The organism is Saccharospirillaceae bacterium (genome assembly GCA_022448365.1).
Lineage (GTDB): Bacteria > Pseudomonadota > Gammaproteobacteria > Pseudomonadales > Oceanobacteraceae > Bacterioplanoides.
Window position 1 is genome coordinate 203,889 of sequence record JAKVCS010000005.1, and the last position, 20,867, is coordinate 224,755.

Below are 20,867 nucleotides of genomic sequence, written 5' to 3' on the forward strand. Positions count from 1 at the left end.
ACTCTGAAGATAAGAATGAATCCCTGATGTTGCTGTGATCATTGATTTATGGATTATTGGTGCGGCCATCCTGTGGAATGTAACCCAACTGCTTGGCCTGATTAATGGCCTGTGTTCGGTTTTTTACTTTTAGCTTTTGATAAATGTTATGAAGGTGCCATTTAAAGGTTCCCTGAGAAATATGCATGACCTGCGCGAGTTGTTCAGTCGTATCACCGGATTCTGCCAGATTAATAACCTGAATTTCCTTTTTGGTTAGCTTTTCGAACAGTGCTTCGTCACTTCTTTGGTTATACAGTATTCGGGTTACTTTAAGATAGAATGCCTTGATATCAGGGCTGATGAGAGCACTGAAGTCGTTATTTATAAATAGGTCTTTCAGTTCGGCGCTATAGTTTGAAAAGATGGCGATATAATTTCGGGCACCACAGATGTTCAGTGCGTTAATCAGATTTACCTGCGCTTGCTGTTCCAGGTCGCGGCGGCTTTCGACAATCGTCAGTAATATATAAAACTCTGCCAATACCCGATAGCGACGGCCTGCCTGATAGCTCGCAATTCGTTTGGTTATAAATTCATGGGCGAGTGTCAGCTCATCATTACTGATTAATAATAATGCGTGAGCACGGTAACAGAATTTTGTTTGAGGTGATGTCAGGTCATGAATTTTGTAGGTTCGTGCATATTCATTCGCTTCAGTAATTTTTCCTTTTCTGATGAGAAGCATGATTAAATCATTAATAAGATTGTAAGCCAGTCTTGGCAGTTTATTACTGAGAGAATTTTGAATACGCGTTTTTAATTGACTGAAAATAACATCACTGTCCGTCCCATCGATAAGTTGCAATGCAATTTCAGTTTGATAGCCCGCAATCATAATATCCGTGTAACCGTAACCGTCGATTAGCCGGGTTTCTTGTGGAAAATATTGCCGTGCTTTTTCCAGTTCGAATTGTTCGTAATAAATTGCAGAAATCTGAACACACAGCATCGCCTGAATATCAACTTGGTAATCAAGGTGACGTCGACAAAATTCAAGCGCAGATAGCGCTTTATCCAATGCCTCTTGATGGAGTCCTTGCTTTGCCAGCAGCAATACATGCAAACAGTCAGTCCAGGCAATGCCATAATCGCTTTGGTAGGCTTCAAAACTTTTACGGGCGTCATTGAAAGCCTGTTCTGATGGCTCAAATTGTGAATACGACTTATGTACATACGCCAGGGCGAGGTACGCAATTCCCATTTCGAAATGGTAGTCTGGATGACGGATAAATTCCGGATGTTGTCGCCACTCGGTAAACCATGCATTGAGAGGTTGTTGAATATTCTCTAATCGGTCTTCTAAAAATGCTGTGACGTACGACAAGAGCGGCGCTTGCCGCAATGCATTGTATTTGTAGCGCTGATTGGTTTTTCCCTCAACTGCAATCGTGGCTAATAGTGTTTGAGTGTTGCCGGCTAATAAGAATTTTTTGGTTAGTACCAGACATAGAATGTAAGCGGATGCCAGGTCTGGGTTCTTCTCCAGGTAGCTTTCAGGCATTCTTTGCAAATATTGCAGCAGACTCTGATGATAGCCACGATGTTTAGCCTGGTCTGCGTATTTAACTAACCACGCTTCTGCCTGGCGGTAATCTTCAATATCTAAAATCACGTCGAGACTGGCTGCAATTAATCCCTGCTTGAAAAGCCAGCAAGCGGCCGTTCGTTTAATTGCGTGAATTTGGTGCTGATCAAAGTGCTGATCAATCTGGCTGTTAAGAAACACATGGAACAGAGGATGGAACTGGTACCAGTGATGCCCTTGCTGATGATAGCTGCTGATGAAAGTTTGTTCCGTTAATAATCCCGATAGTTGACCGAGCGGCGACTTACCTGACAGCTGTTTAATTACAAACTCGACTTGCGGATGGGTAAAGCGATCAACACAACTTGTGGCAACCAGGATAATCTGCATTTCTTTGCTGACGGTTGCCATGATGCGATGATAGAAAAATTGATAAAACTCTGTTGTTTTAAGACGATCCACTGTTTGTAATGCGTCATATCCCTGAGTCAGTAGGGTCTTCGCTTTTGTCAGTGATTTTAACCACCCCTGGCAAGTCATCAGAAGTGTTTGATTGGCATCAAGATTGGCATCAATTTCCAATAAGCTGGCGGCAGTAGTGTTATCAACCAGGAAATGCTCCGTGGTCAGATAATGAATCTGATTGTTAACCATCAGCTGATCAAAATTCAGCAATAGCCGCCTGTTACTGCTGATGATAAATCTGATGTTGTTGTTCGTATTGCCCACAAACTGATGCAGGATGTTGAGTGTGATGTTGTTTTCAATTAAATGCATGTCCTGAAAAGCAAACATCAGCATTTTTTTTTGCGGCAGGGCCTGGCTCAATAAATAGGCAAGCTGGGTGTGTTCCGCATTAAGGATTTTTTGCTGCTCGTAAGCCGATAACGAGTGACCCGACGCCTGGAAGTTTTTAATCAGATGATCAAAGAATGCTTTTGGATCGCCGGAGCACGAACCGCAGTCGATAAAGATGCACTGTTGCTGATAATGGCTGCGCAGATCCATTAATAATTGTGATTTACCAAAACCCTCAGGGGCTTGCATGATCACCAGTTTTTTTTGTTCAAGCTGATCAATACAACCCTGAAAAACACCCTGCAAGTGCGAAGAGGAAGCATTATTATCGGGTTTTGCACGATCGGCCATAAACAGTGCACCAATATGAAAGCGGCCATGAACACGTTCATGGCCTGAAGTCTAAGATTCTATTTTAGTAAAATCGGGTTTATCACTGACGAAACAAACCGGGCATGAAAAGTCGTGCGGTAACGACTCAAACGTTGTCCCCGGCGGGAACCCTTCGTGCTCGGCGCCTTCTGCTTCATCATAAACGTAGTTGCAATTATTGCATTGGAATTTTTCCACCAGAGTTCCTCCATCGGACTGTTATTCAGGTTGCCGTTCAAGCCTGAATAGCGGTTGATGATTGACATGGTTGATGATACTTCGCAAAAAGCTTGTCTTTATTATCTGCATCCATATTCACTTTCGTCATATCGCCCTTGGCCCAGTCAGCGACTTTGGGATCCATTAAGCGGTACCACAGTGGTGGAAACATTGAGAGCAGCATCATCCCTGGGTAGCCAGCCGGCATTTGTGGCGCTTCCGGGTAATCGCGCAGAAGTTGATAAGGGCGCGCCGGGTTTGCATGGTGATCGGAGTGTCGTTGCAGGTGAAGTGACACCAGGTTCGATACCATAAAGTTGCTGTTCCATGAATGATGTGGCTGACAACGCTCGTAGCGACCATTCTCCAATTTCTGACGCAGCAAACCATAATGTTCAATGTAGTTGGCCATGGTGAGTTGAAACCAGCCGTAGAAGGCCGTAACAATCAGAAAAGGAATTGCTGATAAACCCGAGGCATAGACAATAGCGGAGAAGCCGGCAAGCGTTATCAACCAGGAATGGATAATTTCATTATCGGTTGACCAAAACCCTTTCCCTTTCCGTTCTAAGCGCTCTTTCTCAAGTGTCATCGCGCGGAAAAAGGCACCTGGCAGTTCACGTAGCGCAAATTTGTATAAATTTTCACCCATGCGGGATGAGGCTGGATCCTCAGGAGTCGCGACGTGTTTGTGGTGACCCTTGTTGTGTTCAATATTGAAGTGACCATAGCCAGAGCATGCAATCACGGCTTTGGCAGCCCAAACCTGAGCACGCTGGTTAATACGGTGACCCAGCTCATGGCTCATGACTAAGCCGACTGAATGCATCGCGCCAATACTGAGAACGGCCCCCAGATAGTGATACCAAGCTGGTGCAAGTTGAGTAACCGCATAGGTAATCGTCGCTAAGGCTAACCAATGACCGACCGTTGCGGCATACATCACCCACACGTAGAAAGGGTCGTTTTCCATTTGTGCCTGTTGGCGCTCGCTGGGGTTATTTCCATCGGGTCCAACAATGGCGTCCACAATCGGTACTGCGAGGAAATTGATGGCAGCCCCCCACCACAGCCACATGGGATTTTGTTGAGCGTAAGCCAGGTAACCAAAAAAAACACCCAGCGCTGGGACCAGTAATGTAATGGAATAGCCGTATTTTTTGGCGGTAAACCATAAGTCACTTTTTACTTCTTGCGGTTCTGTCAGTTGTACGGTCATCAGGCACCTGTCCTTTATTTTTATTTACTGTGTCATTGCAGTGTAGGTAAAAAATATGGCCAAAAAACCTACCGAAAGTTAGGTTTTTAGGTTTTATTGTCATGAAGTAGGGACAGCGGTCTCTGTGACTGTATTTGCTAAACCGGCTAACACGCTTGATGCCTGTCAGAGCATCGAGAGCTGACCGTGCCGCTCGAGAGGCCAATCAGGCTGTGCTTGCCCATCATTATGACGGGCAGAACTTTCTGGCATAATTTGCGCAGCTCTGTTCTTCATGTTTGTCAGCAAGCGGTCGTCAAAATGAAGGGAATTCTTACAATCAAATAGGGAATGATATGAACCAACTATTGAGGCGAATCTCTACGACTGTTTTGGTGACCGCGTCTGGCACCGTGCTGGCAAAGGGTGTTGAAGTGGATTTGCAGATGAATGACGATGGAAAAGTCGTCCCATACACCCAATTTGCGCATCCATGGAGTGACAACTGGTACTCCGGTATTCGTTATCGCACCATTTCTATAGAAGAAGAAAATACTTCTGAAATTCTGAGCCGCAACACCACGGCACTCGAAGAACAGTACAAGCGTCTCGATATGATTGGCTATTACTCGGAAAGCCGTTCGGGTGATTTTGACGTGTCCTTTGCTATTGAACGTATCGATATCGATCGCCGTGAAACCGGATTTGGGGAGTTAAATACCGGTTCGGCCATACAAACGGATAACCGTGTCGATGTGAACGTGACTCGTCTGATTCTGGCCGGTTCATACACGATGAAAAGCGATTTTATCGATTTGGATGCTGAGTTTAACCTGGCCCCTGTTGGCGATCTTGACGTCGATCAGGACACGTTCATCCAAACCAACGGAGAAGCGCTGGTTGCTTCTCAAACAGGTGATGGTGATCTTGGACTGTCTTACAGTGCCAAACTGTCTGGTCTGGTGAAGTCGGGTTATGGAATCGATGTTGCGCTGAATGCAGAGTATGAATTCTTACCGCTGGAGTATGACCTTGATATCGTACAGGCTGATTTGTCGGGCTTTCAGTCTGTAACGATCGATCAGGATCAGACAACCAGCCGGTTCAGCGTTCGTATTTTGTTGCCTGCGTTTAATGAAGATGGTCGTCCGGTGTTGGGCTTTAGCCGCGAAATTATTGCCACGAAAGAGGATGACAAAACGGCGACCGATGCTGTTAATTATCTGGTGGTTGGTTTCGATCAACGCTTCTGATTACCCAGCTTTAATATAAAAAACGCCGGCAAATGTCGGCGTTTTTTATGGCGGGTGTTTTGAAGAGGGCGGTCTATTCCACCGTGATCTCAACGTTGTCGTTGAATACGGTGCCATCTTGCGTTGTCATCGCTACATTAATGGTCGCAGTATGACCGGCTGGTGTATCAGCGGCAGCGGTGACAATGTAGTCGCCGCCTTCATTGCGCGACAGGTAGTTTGCATGGTTTGCATTATTGCCATCGGAATCCAGAGCCAGGTTGGGCGTCAGGTCGAAATCGGATGTTGCTCCATTGGCGACATGCACAGTGACATGAGGGTCATTGCTACTCAAGGCAACCGAGACATTGTTAACTGCCTTATTACCTTTATTAAGTAATGCCATTTCAAAACGCACGGCTTCGCCTGAGTTAAAGACACTGTCTCCATTTCCGGAGGACTCTCCGTACCGGCTGAGTTGATCGTAAAATGGAGAAATCCCTGCCACTTCAAGGTCAACAATATCCCGTCCAATTTCAACGGTGAATACATCGGTCCAGACATTACCGTATTTATCCGTCATTCTGAGGTTAACCGTGGCTTTATGGCCAATAGGAGCATTGGGCGCAGCAAAAATATAATATTCGCCGCGACGTCGACTCAAATATTGGGAGGATCCAGATACGTTATCGTTATTGTCTTCCTTCGTTCCGGCCGCAATTGAATTGATCGTCCGGTAGCTTGCTGAGAACCAGTTTACAGCACTGATATAAGTATCTGTTGTGGATAAATCAATCAATACATCCTGAGTGCTGGATGTTCCTGTATTTTTAATTGCCACAGAGAAACCAGCCGTCTCACCAGCACTCAATACAGAATTATTGTTGCCGGATAAGATTGAGTTATAGGGCGTGTCGTATAAAGCAGAAATAGCTTCGAATTCGAGATTCGCTGCCGTCGCTGCCACCGTCATTTTAAAGTCATCACGCCATTGGTTGCCAAACAGGTCAGTAAACGTTGCTGTAAATGTCGCCTCATGACCGGGTGGAGTATCTCCACTGACAGAAATTCTGAAATCAGCTGCGGATGTTTTTTGTAAAAAATCAGATTCGTTATTGTCGTTTCCCTCGGTGTCAATAACCGTTGCCGCGCCCAGTGCGAAACGACGGTCAGCATCGCTGTCATCAATCGTGATGTAGGGGTCCTGAGTGCTGATCGTCGTCAGAACAGACTCGGTATTTACTGTGCCTGTATTGGCGATTGCCAGACTGAAACGAACCGTTTCACCTGGGTTCAAAGTACCGTCATCGTTGCCACGAGTCGTACTGCTGTCACGATCGTAAAATGGAGAAATATCACTCACTACAATCTGTGCAGCAATTTGTTCAACGGTGATGGTGAAACTGTCTTGCCACTGGTTACCGTAGTCATCTTCCATCGTCATATTCACGGTGGCTTGGTGCCCGACTGGGGTATCTGCGGCAATTTTTGCACTGAAGTCAGCGGAGCTGGAGAGCTCTCCATAGCGACGATGGCCTTCTGTGAAGCCATCGCTATCAGAAACACCGCGTGCAGGAATATCAAACGACTGTTCCCGCACATTTGATATTGTGACGAAACTGTCGTCACTGCTAAGTGTTATATTTAACCCCTTAATACCGCTAAAGCCCTTATTGCGAACGGCCAGATCAAATCGAATATTCTCGTTTGTGTTAAAAACCTGGTCGCCGTTGCCACTGGTTTCGTTAGGATATGCCACACGATCATAAATGGCCGTAATGGCGTAAAACTCTGGCGCAGTATCTTGTAACGCCTGATCCGATTGCGGCATGGAAACCCGGTAATAATCAATATCCCCGACATGCAAAAATGCAGTAATTGCGTCGCCCGGCGGGATTATTTCAGCTTCTGTTTCGGTATCATTGGGCTCAAAAGCGGCGGTATCAGTGAAGTCTGCTAACGATTGTGTCGCGGTGTTGATCGCAATGCTGTAGGGCGTCTCATTACTGATGCTCGTGTTAGCCATCACCAGCTGATATTCCTGCCCCGGCAAATAGGGTAAAGCAATCGTTGAACGTGATGCATTAAACGGAAGCAGTTCGTGGCCAGGTAAAATCACGTAGCCCGCAACACTGGAAAATTCTGATTGCACATTGATTTTGATATCGCGTTTATAAACGTCAATATTCATCGTATCCTGCCACTCGCGACCATTGATGTCGCGAATTCGAGACGAAATACCGATGGTTTCTTTTGCCTGAGTTAAATAATTAAACCGAATGGTTATTGGGAAACTAATTGACCGACCCGGATCAATCGATTGTGAGCGAGTATCGATTTCACAACTTGCAATCAATTCATGCTGACAGTCAAAGAAGTAGCTGAGGCCTGTACCCCTTACGGAGCCAATATTATAAATTTTGACGTTACCGCGTAATTCTTCGAGGTTTCCATACGCTCTGGGCAAATTCAGTTCTGACTTGAAATTGTAGCCATCGGCATCCGCAATATGCAGTACACCCGCATCGGTGCCCAGGCCGCTGACATCAACCGATCCATCAAAGGTTTCGTTATCTTTAGAGATGGATACATCGTATTCGCCCGTTGGAATATCAGCATCAAACTGACCATCATCATCGGTTGTCGTTTCTACTGTGACGTCAGGGTTATTGACGTTTTGCAAAATAACATCAATACCACCGATCCCTGAAAGTCCCTGAGTTCGATAGCCGTTACGGGTAGCAAATGTTGATAGCGGTTGAGAGTTGCTGGATACCTGACTGACTAAACCTGTTAGCCGACTGGCGCTGTTCCCTGACCGCAATGCAAACCGGTCAATGTTATCGCCTTTGTCGATTTTGATCAGGCCATCACCCACTTCAAGAACTTCGAAGTCATTGTAACGATTGAGGTAAAACTCCCGGCTGCTGTCGATATATACCCATTCACCAATAAGATCATTCGCTGCTTCGAACTGTCCCTCTGGCGGAGTATCGTTGCGCTTTTCATTCGTTGAGTCTGAGTCTTCACCACCGCCGCAAGCGGTTAGCACAAGCGCTAGAATTGTAAGGCTGGCTGCCAGCTTGTGAGATAAGATATTCATAGCGATCCTTGCAAATAATGACTTGAAGCGACGATGTTATCACACGGAAAAGAGCCAATCACAACATGTAACAGAACGCTAATTTTAATCTTGATAAGTTCTGAGTGATAAGCAATCGCAGCAAAGAAGTGACAATAATGCCATCCATTTATGCGCCATCAATACTTCAGATTGCCCGGTACCGGAGTGGATTCGGAAGTGCTTCCGGCAAGGTGACTGAACTAAAGCGAGCTTTATTACTAAATTGTTACAAAAATAGTGGGATATTAGGTAACAAATACCCACTATTTCAGACCGCTCACGGCGGCTGACTGGTTATACTCCATATATACCCGCTTTCAGGGAAATTCATCATCGTTAGTTTTCTGTTTGTTTTTGGTCTGTTTGGGCTGTTACTCAGTCTGGGTCCGTTGACCGATATATGCCGTCACCGCACCGGACAGCAGATGGGCTGGCGCGTGCTGTTTTTTATGGTATTGGGTTTTATCGGTGGCTACCTGTATGTCCTCTATTACATGCTGACGGAAAAGGTATTACCCGGCATCGGCCTGATCATTGCGGGGGTGTTTGCTGGTGGTGGTTGGTTTGTGTTTATGGTGACGCGCATGAGTCTGGCGAGCCTCAACAAAATTCAGATCATTGCTGAGAAGTACGCTGAACAGTCGCTGCACGATTCGTTGACGGGCTTGCCTAATCGCAAAAGTCTGTTTATCACGCTCGATAACACCATCGCAGCAGCCGGTCGTCACGCTGATCCTTTTGCTGTCATGGTGATGGATCTGAATAACTTCAAAGACATTAACGATACGCTCGGGCATGCGGCCGGCGATGATGCACTGACCACAATTACGCCAAGATTACAGCAACAATTACGAACATCAGATACTTTGTGCCGCATGGGCGGTGATGAATTTGCCGTCATTCTGCCAAAAACGGAGGCGGAGAAAGCGGTTTTGGTGGCGAAAAAGCTACTCGAGGCCTGTCAGCAACCCATGATGTTGAAGCATCAGGAGGTTACCCTTGGGGTCAGTATCGGGATCGCTGTTTGGCCAAGTCACGGCCGCGATGGCCCGGAGCTACTGCAGCAAGCTGACATTGCCATGTACCGTGCCAAGAAACAGGGCCTTGGTTATGCAGAGGCGCTGATTTAGGAACCTTACGACTAAACCATCCACAGCCTGTTCGCGGCTGTCGTTTTTTTCCTGCGTCCACCGTAGCTGACCCGATCTGAATCATTCCTTTTCTTGCGGTTTATGGTACTTTGCGCGCCGTCTTGTCTGAATGGTCAGCATCGTGTCGCAGACCATACAGACGCCCTGTTTCCCGGAGTAAAAATATGAATGCAGTAATTATTGCTGTGCTACTGATGCTGGCTTTAAGCCTGGCGCGGATGCACGTGATGCTGTCGATGATTGTTGCCGCATTTGTTGGCGGCTTAATTGGTGGTCTGGATACCTCAGCCACATTGGAAGCATTTAACAAAGGTATCGGTGGTGGTGCAGGTATCGCCCTGAGCTATGCGCTGTTGGGTGGTTTCGCCGTCGCAATTTCGTTGTCAGGCTTGCCCAATCTGCTGGCAGATAAAATCCTGACCAAAATCGGTAAGAGTGATGAAGCTGCGAGTGAGTGGCTGGGTCATGGCTTGCTATTTATGCTGATGCTGGTGGCGATTTCGTCGCAGAATCTGATTCCGATTCATATCGCGTTCATTCCGATTCTGATTCCTCCGCTTTTGTTAGTAATGACTCGCTTACAGCTTGATCGCCGTCTGGTCGCTTGTGTGCTGACCTTTGGTTTAGTGACGCCCTATATGTTTCTGCCAGTAGGCTTCGGTAGCATCTACCTCAACGACATTTTACTGGGCAAAGTGGCCGCTGCGGGTCTGGATGTTGAAGGTATTTCCGTTGTAAAAGCGATGGCGATTCCAGCATTGGGCATGGTGTCCGGGTTGTTGATTGCAGCGTTTTTCAGCTACCGTGGCAAGCGTGTTTATGACATCAGCAAGGTCGAAAAAACCGAGCATACCGAGCAGGGCTATAGCGCCAAATCGTTGTGGGTTGCGGCTGCAGCAATAGTGCTGGCATTTGCGCTGCAGCTCTACACCGGATCGATGGTTCTGGGCGCAATGGCAGGCTTCTTATTATTCTCCGCAACCGGTGTGATTCGTTGGAATGAATCTGATGGCGTGTTGGTTGACGGCATGAAAATGATGGCATCGATTGGCTTTATTATGATCGCTGCGTCGGGTTTCTCTGAAGTCCTGAAAACCACCGGTCATATCGACTTGCTGGTGAACGGTGCGTCTGACTGGCTGGCCGGCAACCAAGCGTTGGCGGCGATGATGTTGTTGGTGGTCGGCTTGCTGTTAACCATGGGGATCGGCTCATCGTTCTCAACCATTCCGATTATTGCTGCGATCTATGTACCGTTGTGTTTACAGATGGGCTTCAGCCCGCTGGCGATAGTAGCACTGGTTGGGACCGCTGGTGCACTGGGTGATGCGGGTTCGCCAGCATCGGATTCCACGCTGGGCCCAACCGCGGGTCTGAATGCCGACGGTCAGCATAATCACATGCGTGATACTGTGATTCCAACCTTCCTGCACTTTAACCTGCCGTTGCTTGCTGCCGGTTGGGTAGCAGCGATGGTGTTGTAACCGGCTATTGAATCGGACGAAATTGCAACAGAATAACCTTAACGTGTCCGGTGCTGCGCCGTATTAGCTGGCGCAACACCGATTTAATCAGTATGAGGGGCGGTAAGGTTCTTCGCGCACGCCGTGAGACAGCACCAGTTTGATCATATAAATCGGCGCTAACCATTCCAATCCAGGCGGGGCAATAAACACAACTTGTCCGATGATAATCGACAACATCACTATCATAAGTGCTACCGGACGGTGCAAATACAATGGCAGTTTATGGATTAATAGAACTGCCGCCATCATTACGCCATACCAGAAGAAACCATAGCTCCAGCCAATATCGAAAAATAACGGCGCGGCGAAGATCTGAACATGTATCGCAGGGAAGACCAGTTTGTTACCAACCAGTTTGCCCAGCCAGTTCATTGGTAATTGCTGATCTGTGTGCAGGAAGCGTTTCATTGAACCTAGTGAATTGGTTAGTACACCACCGATCATGTCCAGTGCAAGGAAGCTTGCCACCACAATTTGAAATACGCTCCAGCCGAGATCTTGCCACGATAAAAAATACAAAAGTACCGGCACAAGTAAGGCTGGATAGTTGGCAATAAAACGTTCTGCCGCAGTCGGCTGGTAGCCAACAGTGAAACCAAAATCTCCGGCACATTGCCAGTCGATCTGTGCACCTTTTATGGTGATCTGATCATTTGCCATGGTGAACTCCTGAAGTATTAAGACCAGTTAACGGTGATTGCAAACTATTAAATAGTCCGATTGGTCTATTTAATGTACTAAAGGTTCTTTTGTCAATTATTTCGACCGGATGGTCTATTTAAGACGCATTGGGTGATTAGCTTGAGTTTAAATAGACCGTATGGTCTATTGCACGACTTGCTGGTTGGAAGAGTGTTATGCCAAAAATAATCGACAGAGACGCTTATCGCGCAGAGCTTGCTGGTAAAGCCATCGCCGTTTTTACCGAACACGGTTATAACGGCTTGGGAATGCGAGGTATTGCTGAAGCCATTGGTGTATCCAAAAGTGCGCTTTATCATTATTTCCCTACCAAAAAGGATCTGTTTTCTGCCTGTACTGAGCTAGTGACTCAGGAACAGAATTTATATGGGAATGGCATTGATGCGGCCGTCCCCGAAACTCCCGATCAGAAGGTTCTGACACTGCTCGCAAATCTGGATGCGCGTTTTCGCGGCGAACTGGTACTGATGCTCGATTACACCAGAGAGCGCAGTGCGCAGGATATCGCCGGTGATGCTTTGTTAAGGAAGGCGGATAACCGGTTTATTGGTGAATTGGCGAAGGTGGTCGGTTCTGCCAAGGCAACCCAGGCTTATGCTCTGGTCATGGGTGGGCTGATGACGCGCCTACTGAACGGTCAGCAAACCTCATTGGAAGAAATCGCCGACTGGATTCTGACGTTGTCCAAAGGTTGAAGTGCCAGATGTGACCGATTCTCTCTGGTAGGCACTCATAAAGTCGTTATACGGCATTTTTCTGATTAATAACTGAACAATGGTTTAAGTGAAGTACACCCGTACCATTAACTCCAGATGGCCCGTTTGGCCATGTTGTCAGCTTTTTTCGCTCCCTATACTTCCCCGCGTTAAATAAAAATAAAAACCGGAAATCAAAATGAAAAAATCTATCTCCAATGTATTGGCGGCCGGTCTGTTGACGGCTTCTTCTGTGATGGCTCTGAATGCTCAGGCAATGTCTGAACAGCCAGAACCGTCTGGTTATACCCAAACCAAACACCCGATTATGCTGGTACAAGGCATTCTGGCGTTTGACTCCATTGCCGGTGTTGAATACTGGTACAAAGTCACTGAGAAATTAGAAGGCGAAGGTGCAACGGTTTATACCGCGCACATCAACGCGTTTAACAACTCCGTTGAACGTGGCGAGCAGCTTATTAAAGAGCTGGATAACATTCGTGCAACCAATCCAGAGATAGAGAAGTTTAATCTCGTCGCACACAGCCAGGGTGGTCTGACTTCCCGTTATGTGATGAGTGTCCGCCCGGACCTGGTGGCCTCTGTAACAACCATGGGCTCACCACACACGGGGGCACCCATCGCAGATGTTCTGAATAAGGTTTTCCCGGAAGATACCCTGCTGGGTACTGCGTATGAAGTGGTTGCAGATGCCGCTGGCACCCTGATTGATAAGTTATCGGGCGATGATGTAGGCATGGGCGATGCCCGCTCCCTGACGGCGGAATTTACGACCGCCGGGGCGGCTGCATTTAATGCTCAGTACCCGCTGGGTTTACCGACCGAAAACTGCGGCGAAGGGCCAGCATCTGTCACCGTTAATGGCCATGATGTGCGCTTGTATTCCTGGGGTGGTGCGGACAGTTTTACCAACGTAGCGGATCCTCTGGATTATTTGTTTGGTACCGTTGGACTGCTGTTTGGCGGTGAGAACAGTGACGGTATTACTGGCAGCTGTGCCAGCCACTTTGGCACTGTGATTCGTGATGACTATAAGATGAACCATGGCGATCTGATTAATCAGGTACTGGGTTTGCATTCGTTATTCAGCACGGACCCACTGTCTTTGTACCGTACACATGCTAATCGTCTCAAGCAGGCTGGCCTGTAATTCGGTATGAAATGGCAGCAGGTTATGGTTGTTTCGGCCGCAGCGTTATTATGCGTTGCGGCCGGAGTGGTGTTGCAGAACCCGGAAGTCGAACGTCAGCAAGTTCAGCAACCAGACGACCCTGAACCTTTTACTATTGAGCCGGTGCTGGCTATAGAAGTTGAAAGGCTCAACCAACCCCAAGCATTGCCAGCGTCATTGGCAGGAACATCTCATGGCGTAAAGCTGCTCACCCGTCATGATGAACTATTGGTTACCGCCTCTCTGAGAGATTTATTCGATTATTATCTCAGCTCGTTAGGGGAGGCGTCTGTAGATGCGGTGCAGCAGCTCATACAAGTGGAATTGCAGCGTCAGCTACAGGGACCGGCGCTGCAGGATGCGCTGAACATCTTGACGAATTATCTCAGTTACAAACAGGCATTACGCACGTTTGAGCAGGACTATCAGGCAGATCCGGACCATACCCGGCAACAACAACTGGTTTATATGCAGGAACGTCAGCAGGCGTTAATTGCATTGCAAGATCGTGAATTGGGGAGCAGGGTGGCTGCTGTCTTTTTTGCTTTTGACCGCCAGATGGACGACAACACGCTGGCCCGCGCAGCCATTCTCAATTCTGATTTAACCGCAGAAGGCAAAGAGCAGGCACTGATCAATCTCCAAGCTGAGCAACCGATTCAGCAACAATTGCAACAGCAACGCGACCACCAGCAGCGCCGTCTTCTCGAAATTGATCAGGCTGAATTGACCGCTGAAGAAAAGTATCTTCAGCGAGCCGAAACGGTGGGCGAGGGTGCGGCTCAGCGACTGGCACAGCTCGACCAGCAACGTGCGCAATGGCAACAGCGTGTTAATGAGTTCCGCCAGGAGCTACAACAACTGAAGCCGATCTTAGCGGAGGAAGATTATCAGCAGCAATATCAGCAATTGCTGGAACAGAAATTCGAACCCCACGAACGACTTCGGGCAAAAGCGCTGGTTCAATAACGGCCTGAGTATTACCTGCGATTGGCGAAGCGCCGTCATTATGCTCTAGAACCGTTTACCGCTGTTTTCAGCGTCAATCTTATCGCCAGCGAATTTGTTGCTTGAAATGCGATCGACCTCACTGTTAATCCAATGTTCCGACCAGGCATTTATTTCATTTGTTGTGAGTTCTGAGGTTTCGATTGCCGGACTGATGACTACCCTGATCGTCCCTGGCTTTTTCACCCAATGGTCATTGGGCCAATGTTCACCAGAGTTGTGTGCAATGGCGAGAACCGGAGCGTTTGCTTTACTTGCAAGCATGGCACCGCCTTTCGAGAAGTCTTTATGTTTTCCCGGTGGAATGCGTGTACCTTCGGGAAAAACCAATACGTGAATACCGTCATTAAGACGTTCAGTACCTTGTTGAATAACTTGTTTTAAGGCGTTGGTCTTTTGCTTCCGATCAATAAAAATCGGATGGATCAGGTTGAGTGCCCAACCAAAAAATGGCAGATACAGCAGCTCTTTCTTAACAACCTGAACGTGCGGTGCAATCGCGGTTGGGAGAAAGAAGGTTTCCCAGGTACTCTGATGTTTGCTCAGCAATACATAACCGCGTCCGTCTCTGGGGATATTTTCCAGACCTTTTACCTGCCAGCGAATGCCACATATAAGCCGTGCAGACCAGACTGCGACCTGGCAATAAAAAACCAGCACAAAGTAATTACGTATCTTCAGTGGCAGGAATATTCCTATGACAAAACAAACCAGGCACCAGACCATCGTGAATGTTGCCAGCCAGAGGTAAAACACCAGTGTTCTGAACATGTGACCGACCAACACCGGAGTGCATGATGCTGATACTGGACTGGCTGCTTTCATAGTGATTCCACGTATCGAATAGTTTTTGTTCGGACAGATGTTTATATCACTTTAATCGGAATAATCCGTTGCCGTAAATTCTTATCAGTATTTCCTGGGAATACTCCGCTCTTATTCAAATAAAACGACGCGTTGTTTTACTTTTGCGCGAGTTTCAGACGCAGCCAGCGTAGAAACATCATTTGTGCTTATGCCTTATTCTGACTCAGCAGAAATTGAGCGAACTCCGATAAGTCAGTAAACACCTTACTACCTGCTAATTCCTGGTCAGCCAGTAATTTAGATAGTGTCTGTTCACCTTTGCCGGTTTTAACCAGGGCAACATTACAGTTAGCTGCAGCTCCTGCTTGCAGATCCCGTAACGAGTCACCCACCATCCAGGCGCCTTTCGCCGAAACATTCAGTGCTTTTTCGATCTGATGGATTAAACCCGGTAACGGTTTACGGCAATCACAATGATCGTCCGGACCATGCGGACACCAGGCGATATGAGCAAATTGCCCACCTTCAGCTTCGACCAGTGACGTCATCTTTTCATGCATGGCATCGAGATCGGCCTGAGAGAAGTATTTGCGCGCTAAACCACTCTGATTGGTTGCCACGGCAACTTTAAAGCCCGCTTTGCATAAATCAGCAATGGCTTTGGCACTGCCAGGAATCGGAATCCATTCATCGACGGATTTTACGTATGCATCCGAGTCCTGATTAATAACGCCGTCGCGGTCGAGGATAATCAAAGGCATGAAGAATATTCAGTTGCTAGAAAGGGGTGGTGATTATAAACAAAAAAAGGGGATCCTTAGTAAGGAATCCCCTCGATCTGAGTTGCTTGCTTTACGCCTGCTTACGACGACGTAAGAATGGAGTAGCCAGAAGTAACAGTGCGAAAGCGCCGCCGGAAGAACTGCTGGAGGAGGTTGTGGTTGACGTAGGAGCAGAACTATCGGAATCAGAGCTGACATTAATAGCAAGATTCTGGAAGGCAGTATTTTCACAAGCGATAGCATCACATACCCGATATTGAACACTATCAACGGTATCATTAACCGTAATGGTTACATTAGTAGTCAGATCCTGGTTTGCTGCTAAAGAGCTTAGATCGCAGCTAAGAGTTGTTACATTGTTGTTTATGCTGGTACTTGAGCATTGTTTTTCTCCGGTTCCAATGGAGAAAAAGTCCGCCAACGAACCATTAACGAGTGTGATAGCGTTCACCGGGACTTTCAACTCCAGTTTTGGTGTACCGGTATCTGTACCATTATTGGTTACTGTTACCTCAAACGTTTTGGGCTGGCCAGAGATAAAATCAGAAGCACCTCGAATATTTGTGCTGTAGTCGGTATTTAGTGCAGTAGTAAATGCAACAGGTTTACTCCATGGGGTGAAAATTTCTGCTCTATCCGTATTCTGGCTTTGGTCGTTTAACGCTTGTCTATGAATCAGATGATATTGTGTACCCGGATCGAGAGTTTCGTTTTCGTTCAATTGATATGACAATAAAGCGCTACCACTTTCTTCGTCATGTACAATACTCCTTTTAATAATAGGAGTATCAAAAGCTTCTATTCCAGTGTTACTTAAGCTTTGAATTCTGATGGCGTCACCTGAGTCGTTAGCGCTACATAATAGTGACCATTCAGACTCATTATTATTTTGATAAATCTCTTTCCACTTGGGCAGCGATTTCATATTTTCTGCTGGCATGAGTGTATTGTTAAGACGCATTTGACAACCAACTAAACCACCCTGCTGATCAAATAGCACATGGCTTATATCTGAAATTGAGCTACGAATACCGATAGCCCCGCTATCCGAAATAACAGCCTGCATTACGAAATCAATTTCATTGTTGTCAGCACTGATATAAAGTGGCCAGTTGATGACAATGGCGTTATTGAACGTTTTTACTTTTATCAGCTCGTTATCACCACCTAGACTTATTTTTTCTGCTGCTGCAGCAAGACCCGATATAATGCCCAGTATGTCGCCGTTTGAATTTCGCAGCTCTACCTCGGCATTATTTTTTACTCGTATAGTCGTTACTTTCTCATTGTCTATTTCGAGATCGATATTAACTGCTAGGTCGCTATACAAGAGACCACCATAAGTGAGTCCATTCTCAGAGTCGTAATAACCGCCCAACAATTCAACAGACTCAATTGGCTCGTAAATCATCCAGTCTGTTTGAATTATTTCGAAACTGGTAGTGGCAGCGCCGCTGTCACTTTCAACGGCATTCAACATATTTGCAGTTAATAATGGGGCTGTAGATACACTAACTGCTTCATCTGTCGGGGCTGTGATATCGGGGAGATCAGGAATGAGGGTTGACGCTATAGCGTTGCAGGACAGCATTCCAGCTAAGGCAGCGATAAAGATATTGTGTTTCACGATGACTTCCTTTTTCAAGATTACGAATTGGCAGTGATTGTAATTAAAAATGGTCAAATATGACAATGATCTGTAATATTAATTCAATCAAATATATTCTCACTTCCAATGTCTGTTCGAATTTAGCCTTCTGCTAGTATTATTTCAAACTTTACGAGAAGGTCATTTAATCGACTGCTTCAAGGATAGCTGTCCGGGGATACGTACTATCGGAGTTATCAATCAGAATTTATGCAATAAATGAAGTTGTATATTCGATTGATGTGATACTAACTCTATCATTGTTAAAGCGACATTTAAGCTGAAGATATTTCGAAATAACAATTTACGGAAACAGAAAAAACATCAGATATTTGTATTGCCTAGTTGCTGTTTAGCCTTTGATAAGGACGGTTCTAATTTCTCCAGATACGCACTGTAATCATTAATGATAATTGAGTTGATAGAAGTGTCAGCTGCTCATTCATGAGTTCTTTTGACATTGATTATAATTTTCACTGGATTGCCAACCGTATTCGGTTTCACGCCAGAGAAAATTATAATAGCGTTCATCACGACGATTATGGTTTTATACTAATAAAAAATGTCAGGAATTTTCAGAAATTTAAATACAAATCTTACAGATTGAGCACATGATCCCTGTATTTATAAAGAGTTATCATCCGTTGCCTTCCTCGGAGCCGAAAAATTAGCATTTATTCAGCTCCCGTTTCATAACTAACAGTTGGCAGGTTATCGAACATCAATTCTAAATTAGAAGGGGGGAGCAATTTGTTGCTCCCCTGAGTTATCAACCCTGCTGCAGTAACGAAACATCCGCAATCGCAATAAACAGCCCTTGCAGCTGTTTCAGTAACGCAAGACGGTTATTCTTAACCGCTTCATCATCCGCCATAACCATCACGTTATCGAAGAAAGCATCGACTGAATCACGCAGGCCGGCAAGAGCAGCTAATGCTTCTTTGTATTTCGCATCCGCTAATAATGGCTGCACTTCAGTTTGCTTTTCAGCAACCTGAGCCGCCATTACTTTTTCTGCGTCTTCACTTAGCAGATTGGCATCAACTTCAGCAGTGACTGCCTCGCCACCGTTCTTCGCCAGAATATTGGAGACACGCTTATTGGCTGCTGCCAGTGCCTGCGCTTCTTCCATGGCAGAGAAACTGTTTACGGCTTGTACGCGGTTATTGATATCCAATGCGTTGCTTAAACCTAAAGCACGAACAGACTGGAATACTTCGGCAGAAATGCCTTCGTCTTTATACCAGGCCGAGAAACGCTCCAGCATATACTCGATCAGAGTCGCTTTGGTTTCTGCTTTTGGAGCAGTTTCCCAATTCGCGTCAAGTGCCCAATCAATTAACTGGCCTAAATCGATATCGACTTCTTTTTCCACCAGAATACGCAGCACGCCCAAAGACGCACGACGCAATGCGAACGGATCTTTAGAGCCGGTTGGGATTTGACCTAAACCAAACAGACCAACCAGGCTGTCGATGCGATCTGCCAGTGCAACACATAAACCCGCTTGAGTAGCAGGCAGTTCGTCACCCGCGAATGCAGGCATATATTGTTCCTGCATGGCTGCCGCAACGTCTGCGTGCTCACCATCGCCCTGCGCGTAATAAGTACCAGCGATACCCTGCAAATCGGTGAATTCATAAACCATGTCGGTCAATAAATCGGTTTTACACAGCTTGGCTGCGCGTTGCGCTAACGCATTATCAGCACCAATAGCAGTGGCCACTTTATTTGCCAATGCGCCAATACGATCGGTTTTCGCTTTTAAGGTACCCAGCTTGTTAACCCAAACAATGGTATCCAGTTTTTCGTAACGGCTTTCGAGGGTTTTCTTACGGTCGGTATCCCAGAAGAACGCAGCATCCGCCAGACGTGGGCGAATCACTTTTTCGTTACCTTCGATCACCTGTTTCGGATCTTTCGATTCGATATTGGTCAGGGTGATAAAGATTGGTTTCAGCTTGCCGTCTTTGTCTTCCACGTGGAAATACTTCTGGTGTTCTTTCATTGAAGAAACCAGTGCTTCACTCGGGACGCGCAGGAAGTCTTCATCGAAGTTACCCGCCAAAGCAGTAGGCCACTCGTTCAGGCCCGTTACTTCGTCCAACAAGTCTTCGTCGATGATGGCGATACCACCGACTTCTTCACCTTTGGCAGTAACTTGCTGTCGAATTAATTCTTTACGCTCGTTGTAATCCACAATGACGAAAGCGTCGCGCATCGCTTGCTGGTAATCAGCGCTGGAATTAATCGTGATTTCTTTATTGGCGTGGAACCGGTGCCCACGGGACTGATTGCCCGATTTAGCGCCCAGGATTTCTGCTTCAACAACCTGCTCGCCGAACAGCATGACTAACCACTGTACCGGACGCACAAACTCGTTACGGCTTGAGCCCCAACGCATGCGCTTGGCGATGGGTAACTTATCCAGCGATGTCTGAACTATGCCTTCCAGCAGTTCAGTGGTCGCTTTTCCTTCGATACGACGAGAAACTTTTAATTTGCCGTTTTCTTCGGTGGCGTCAGCCAGATCGATTCCGGCTTTTTTAGCGAAACCTTCAGCGGCTTTGGTTGGCTTACCATCGGCATCGAATGCGATTTTTGCCGGTGGTCCCCACAGTACGTCATCGCGATCGTCCTGTTTTTCAGCCAGATTATTTACCACGACCGTCAGACGACGAGGTGATGCAAACGATATCACGTCAGTACCGTTGGCCAGACCGGCTTCTTTCAGGCCATCTTCTATGCCAGCGGTAAAGGCATCGCTTAATTTTTTCAGTTGAGTTGGTGGTAATTCTTCAGTACCCAATTCCACCAGAAAGTTACGTGTAGTCATTGCCAATTCC

General features: G+C 46.6%; 15 protein-coding genes. 6 read left to right on the plus strand and 9 right to left on the minus strand.

Annotated elements, in window-relative coordinates; all coding sequences use genetic code 11:
- Positions 1-46: 46 nt before the first annotated feature.
- Genes MK185_14880 through MK185_14890 form a run of 3 tightly spaced genes read right to left on the minus strand, consistent with a single transcriptional unit; the run spans position 47 to position 4,175 of the window.
- A complete protein-coding gene (locus MK185_14880) occupies positions 47-2,716 on the minus strand; it encodes a LuxR C-terminal-related transcriptional regulator (GenBank protein ID MCH2041911.1) in 2,670 nt (889 codons plus the stop codon).
- 51 nt (positions 2,717-2,767) lie between these two features.
- Entirely contained in the window at positions 2,768-2,935 is a 168-nt protein-coding gene (locus MK185_14885; GenBank protein ID MCH2041912.1) for a rubredoxin, read from the minus strand.
- A gap of 37 nt (positions 2,936-2,972) precedes the next feature.
- Complete coding sequence (locus MK185_14890) at positions 2,973-4,175, minus strand: alkane 1-monooxygenase (protein ID MCH2041913.1); 1,203 nt, start codon at positions 4,173-4,175, stop codon at positions 2,973-2,975.
- Positions 4,176-4,510: 335 nt separating this feature from the next.
- On the opposite strand from MK185_14890, the gene MK185_14895 reads away from it, so the two are divergent.
- On the plus strand, positions 4,511-5,407 hold the full coding sequence (locus tag MK185_14895) for a hypothetical protein (protein ID MCH2041914.1): 897 nt from the start codon (positions 4,511-4,513) through the stop codon (positions 5,405-5,407).
- Between the two features lie 73 nt (positions 5,408-5,480).
- Here MK185_14895 and MK185_14900 read toward each other — a convergent pair whose 3' ends face one another.
- A complete protein-coding gene (locus tag MK185_14900; protein ID MCH2041915.1) occupies positions 5,481-8,489 on the minus strand; it encodes a hypothetical protein in 3,009 nt (1,002 codons plus the stop codon).
- A 446-nt stretch (positions 8,490-8,935) separates the two neighbouring features.
- On the opposite strand from MK185_14900, the gene MK185_14905 reads away from it, so the two are divergent.
- On the plus strand, positions 8,936-9,640 hold the full coding sequence (locus tag MK185_14905) for a GGDEF domain-containing protein (GenBank protein ID MCH2041916.1): 705 nt from the start codon (positions 8,936-8,938) through the stop codon (positions 9,638-9,640).
- 185 nt (positions 9,641-9,825) lie between these two features.
- Positions 9,826-11,145, plus strand: coding sequence for a sodium:proton antiporter (locus tag MK185_14910; protein MCH2041917.1), 1,320 nt, complete (start codon positions 9,826-9,828; stop codon positions 11,143-11,145).
- A gap of 87 nt (positions 11,146-11,232) precedes the next feature.
- Here MK185_14910 and MK185_14915 read toward each other — a convergent pair whose 3' ends face one another.
- Positions 11,233-11,847 carry a hypothetical protein gene (locus MK185_14915; protein MCH2041918.1) on the minus strand — a complete coding sequence of 205 codons (615 nt, stop codon included), beginning with the start codon at positions 11,845-11,847 and terminating at the stop codon, positions 11,233-11,235.
- Between the two features lie 197 nt (positions 11,848-12,044).
- Between MK185_14915 and MK185_14920 the strand changes: the two genes are divergently transcribed.
- The 3 genes from MK185_14920 to MK185_14930 all read left to right on the plus strand — a co-directional run bounded on the left by MK185_14920 (position 12,045) and on the right by MK185_14930 (position 14,745).
- A complete protein-coding gene (locus MK185_14920) occupies positions 12,045-12,584 on the plus strand; it encodes a TetR/AcrR family transcriptional regulator (GenBank protein ID MCH2041919.1) in 540 nt (179 codons plus the stop codon).
- Between the two features lie 199 nt (positions 12,585-12,783).
- A complete protein-coding gene (locus tag MK185_14925; protein MCH2041920.1) occupies positions 12,784-13,755 on the plus strand; it encodes a triacylglycerol lipase in 972 nt (323 codons plus the stop codon).
- Positions 13,756-13,761: 6 nt separating this feature from the next.
- The gene (locus tag MK185_14930) at positions 13,762-14,745 is read left to right on the plus strand and encodes a hypothetical protein (protein ID MCH2041921.1); all 984 of its coding nucleotides are present in this window, start codon (positions 13,762-13,764) and stop codon (positions 14,743-14,745) included.
- A gap of 45 nt (positions 14,746-14,790) precedes the next feature.
- On the opposite strand, the gene MK185_14935 is transcribed toward MK185_14930, so the two are convergent.
- From MK185_14935 to glyS, 4 genes are all read right to left on the minus strand, one after another.
- Complete coding sequence (locus MK185_14935) at positions 14,791-15,609, minus strand: 1-acyl-sn-glycerol-3-phosphate acyltransferase (protein ID MCH2041922.1); 819 nt, start codon at positions 15,607-15,609, stop codon at positions 14,791-14,793.
- Positions 15,610-15,797: 188 nt separating this feature from the next.
- Positions 15,798-16,352, minus strand: a complete 555-nt coding sequence (gene gmhB, locus MK185_14940; GenBank protein ID MCH2041923.1) for a D-glycero-beta-D-manno-heptose 1,7-bisphosphate 7-phosphatase — start codon at positions 16,350-16,352, stop codon at positions 15,798-15,800.
- A gap of 91 nt (positions 16,353-16,443) precedes the next feature.
- A complete protein-coding gene (locus MK185_14945; GenBank protein MCH2041924.1) occupies positions 16,444-18,000 on the minus strand; it encodes a hypothetical protein in 1,557 nt (518 codons plus the stop codon).
- Between the two features lie 790 nt (positions 18,001-18,790).
- Positions 18,791-20,857 carry a glycine--tRNA ligase subunit beta gene (glyS, locus tag MK185_14950; GenBank protein ID MCH2041925.1) on the minus strand — a complete coding sequence of 689 codons (2,067 nt, stop codon included), beginning with the start codon at positions 20,855-20,857 and terminating at the stop codon, positions 18,791-18,793.
- Positions 20,858-20,867: the final 10 nt, after the last annotated feature.

Coding starts and splice junctions, on each gene's coding strand:
- MK185_14880 (MCH2041911.1), bottom strand. CDS start 2,716: ATGGCCGATCGTGCAAAACCCGATAATAATGCTTCCTCTTCGCACTTG.
- MK185_14890 (MCH2041913.1), bottom strand. CDS start 4,175: ATGACCGTACAACTGACAGAACCGCAAGAAGTAAAAAGTGACTTATGG.
- MK185_14895 (MCH2041914.1), top strand. CDS start 4,511: ATGAACCAACTATTGAGGCGAATCTCTACGACTGTTTTGGTGACCGCG.
- MK185_14900 (MCH2041915.1), bottom strand. CDS start 8,489: ATGAATATCTTATCTCACAAGCTGGCAGCCAGCCTTACAATTCTAGCG.
- MK185_14905 (MCH2041916.1), top strand. CDS start 8,936: ATGGGCTGGCGCGTGCTGTTTTTTATGGTATTGGGTTTTATCGGTGGC.
- MK185_14910 (MCH2041917.1), top strand. CDS start 9,826: ATGAATGCAGTAATTATTGCTGTGCTACTGATGCTGGCTTTAAGCCTG.
- MK185_14915 (MCH2041918.1), bottom strand. CDS start 11,847: ATGGCAAATGATCAGATCACCATAAAAGGTGCACAGATCGACTGGCAA.
- MK185_14920 (MCH2041919.1), top strand. CDS start 12,045: ATGCCAAAAATAATCGACAGAGACGCTTATCGCGCAGAGCTTGCTGGT.
- MK185_14925 (MCH2041920.1), top strand. CDS start 12,784: ATGAAAAAATCTATCTCCAATGTATTGGCGGCCGGTCTGTTGACGGCT.
- MK185_14930 (MCH2041921.1), top strand. CDS start 13,762: ATGAAATGGCAGCAGGTTATGGTTGTTTCGGCCGCAGCGTTATTATGC.
- MK185_14935 (MCH2041922.1), bottom strand. CDS start 15,609: ATGAAAGCAGCCAGTCCAGTATCAGCATCATGCACTCCGGTGTTGGTC.
- gmhB (MCH2041923.1), bottom strand. CDS start 16,352: ATGCCTTTGATTATCCTCGACCGCGACGGCGTTATTAATCAGGACTCG.
- glyS (MCH2041925.1), bottom strand. CDS start 20,857: ATGACTACACGTAACTTTCTGGTGGAATTGGGTACTGAAGAATTACCA.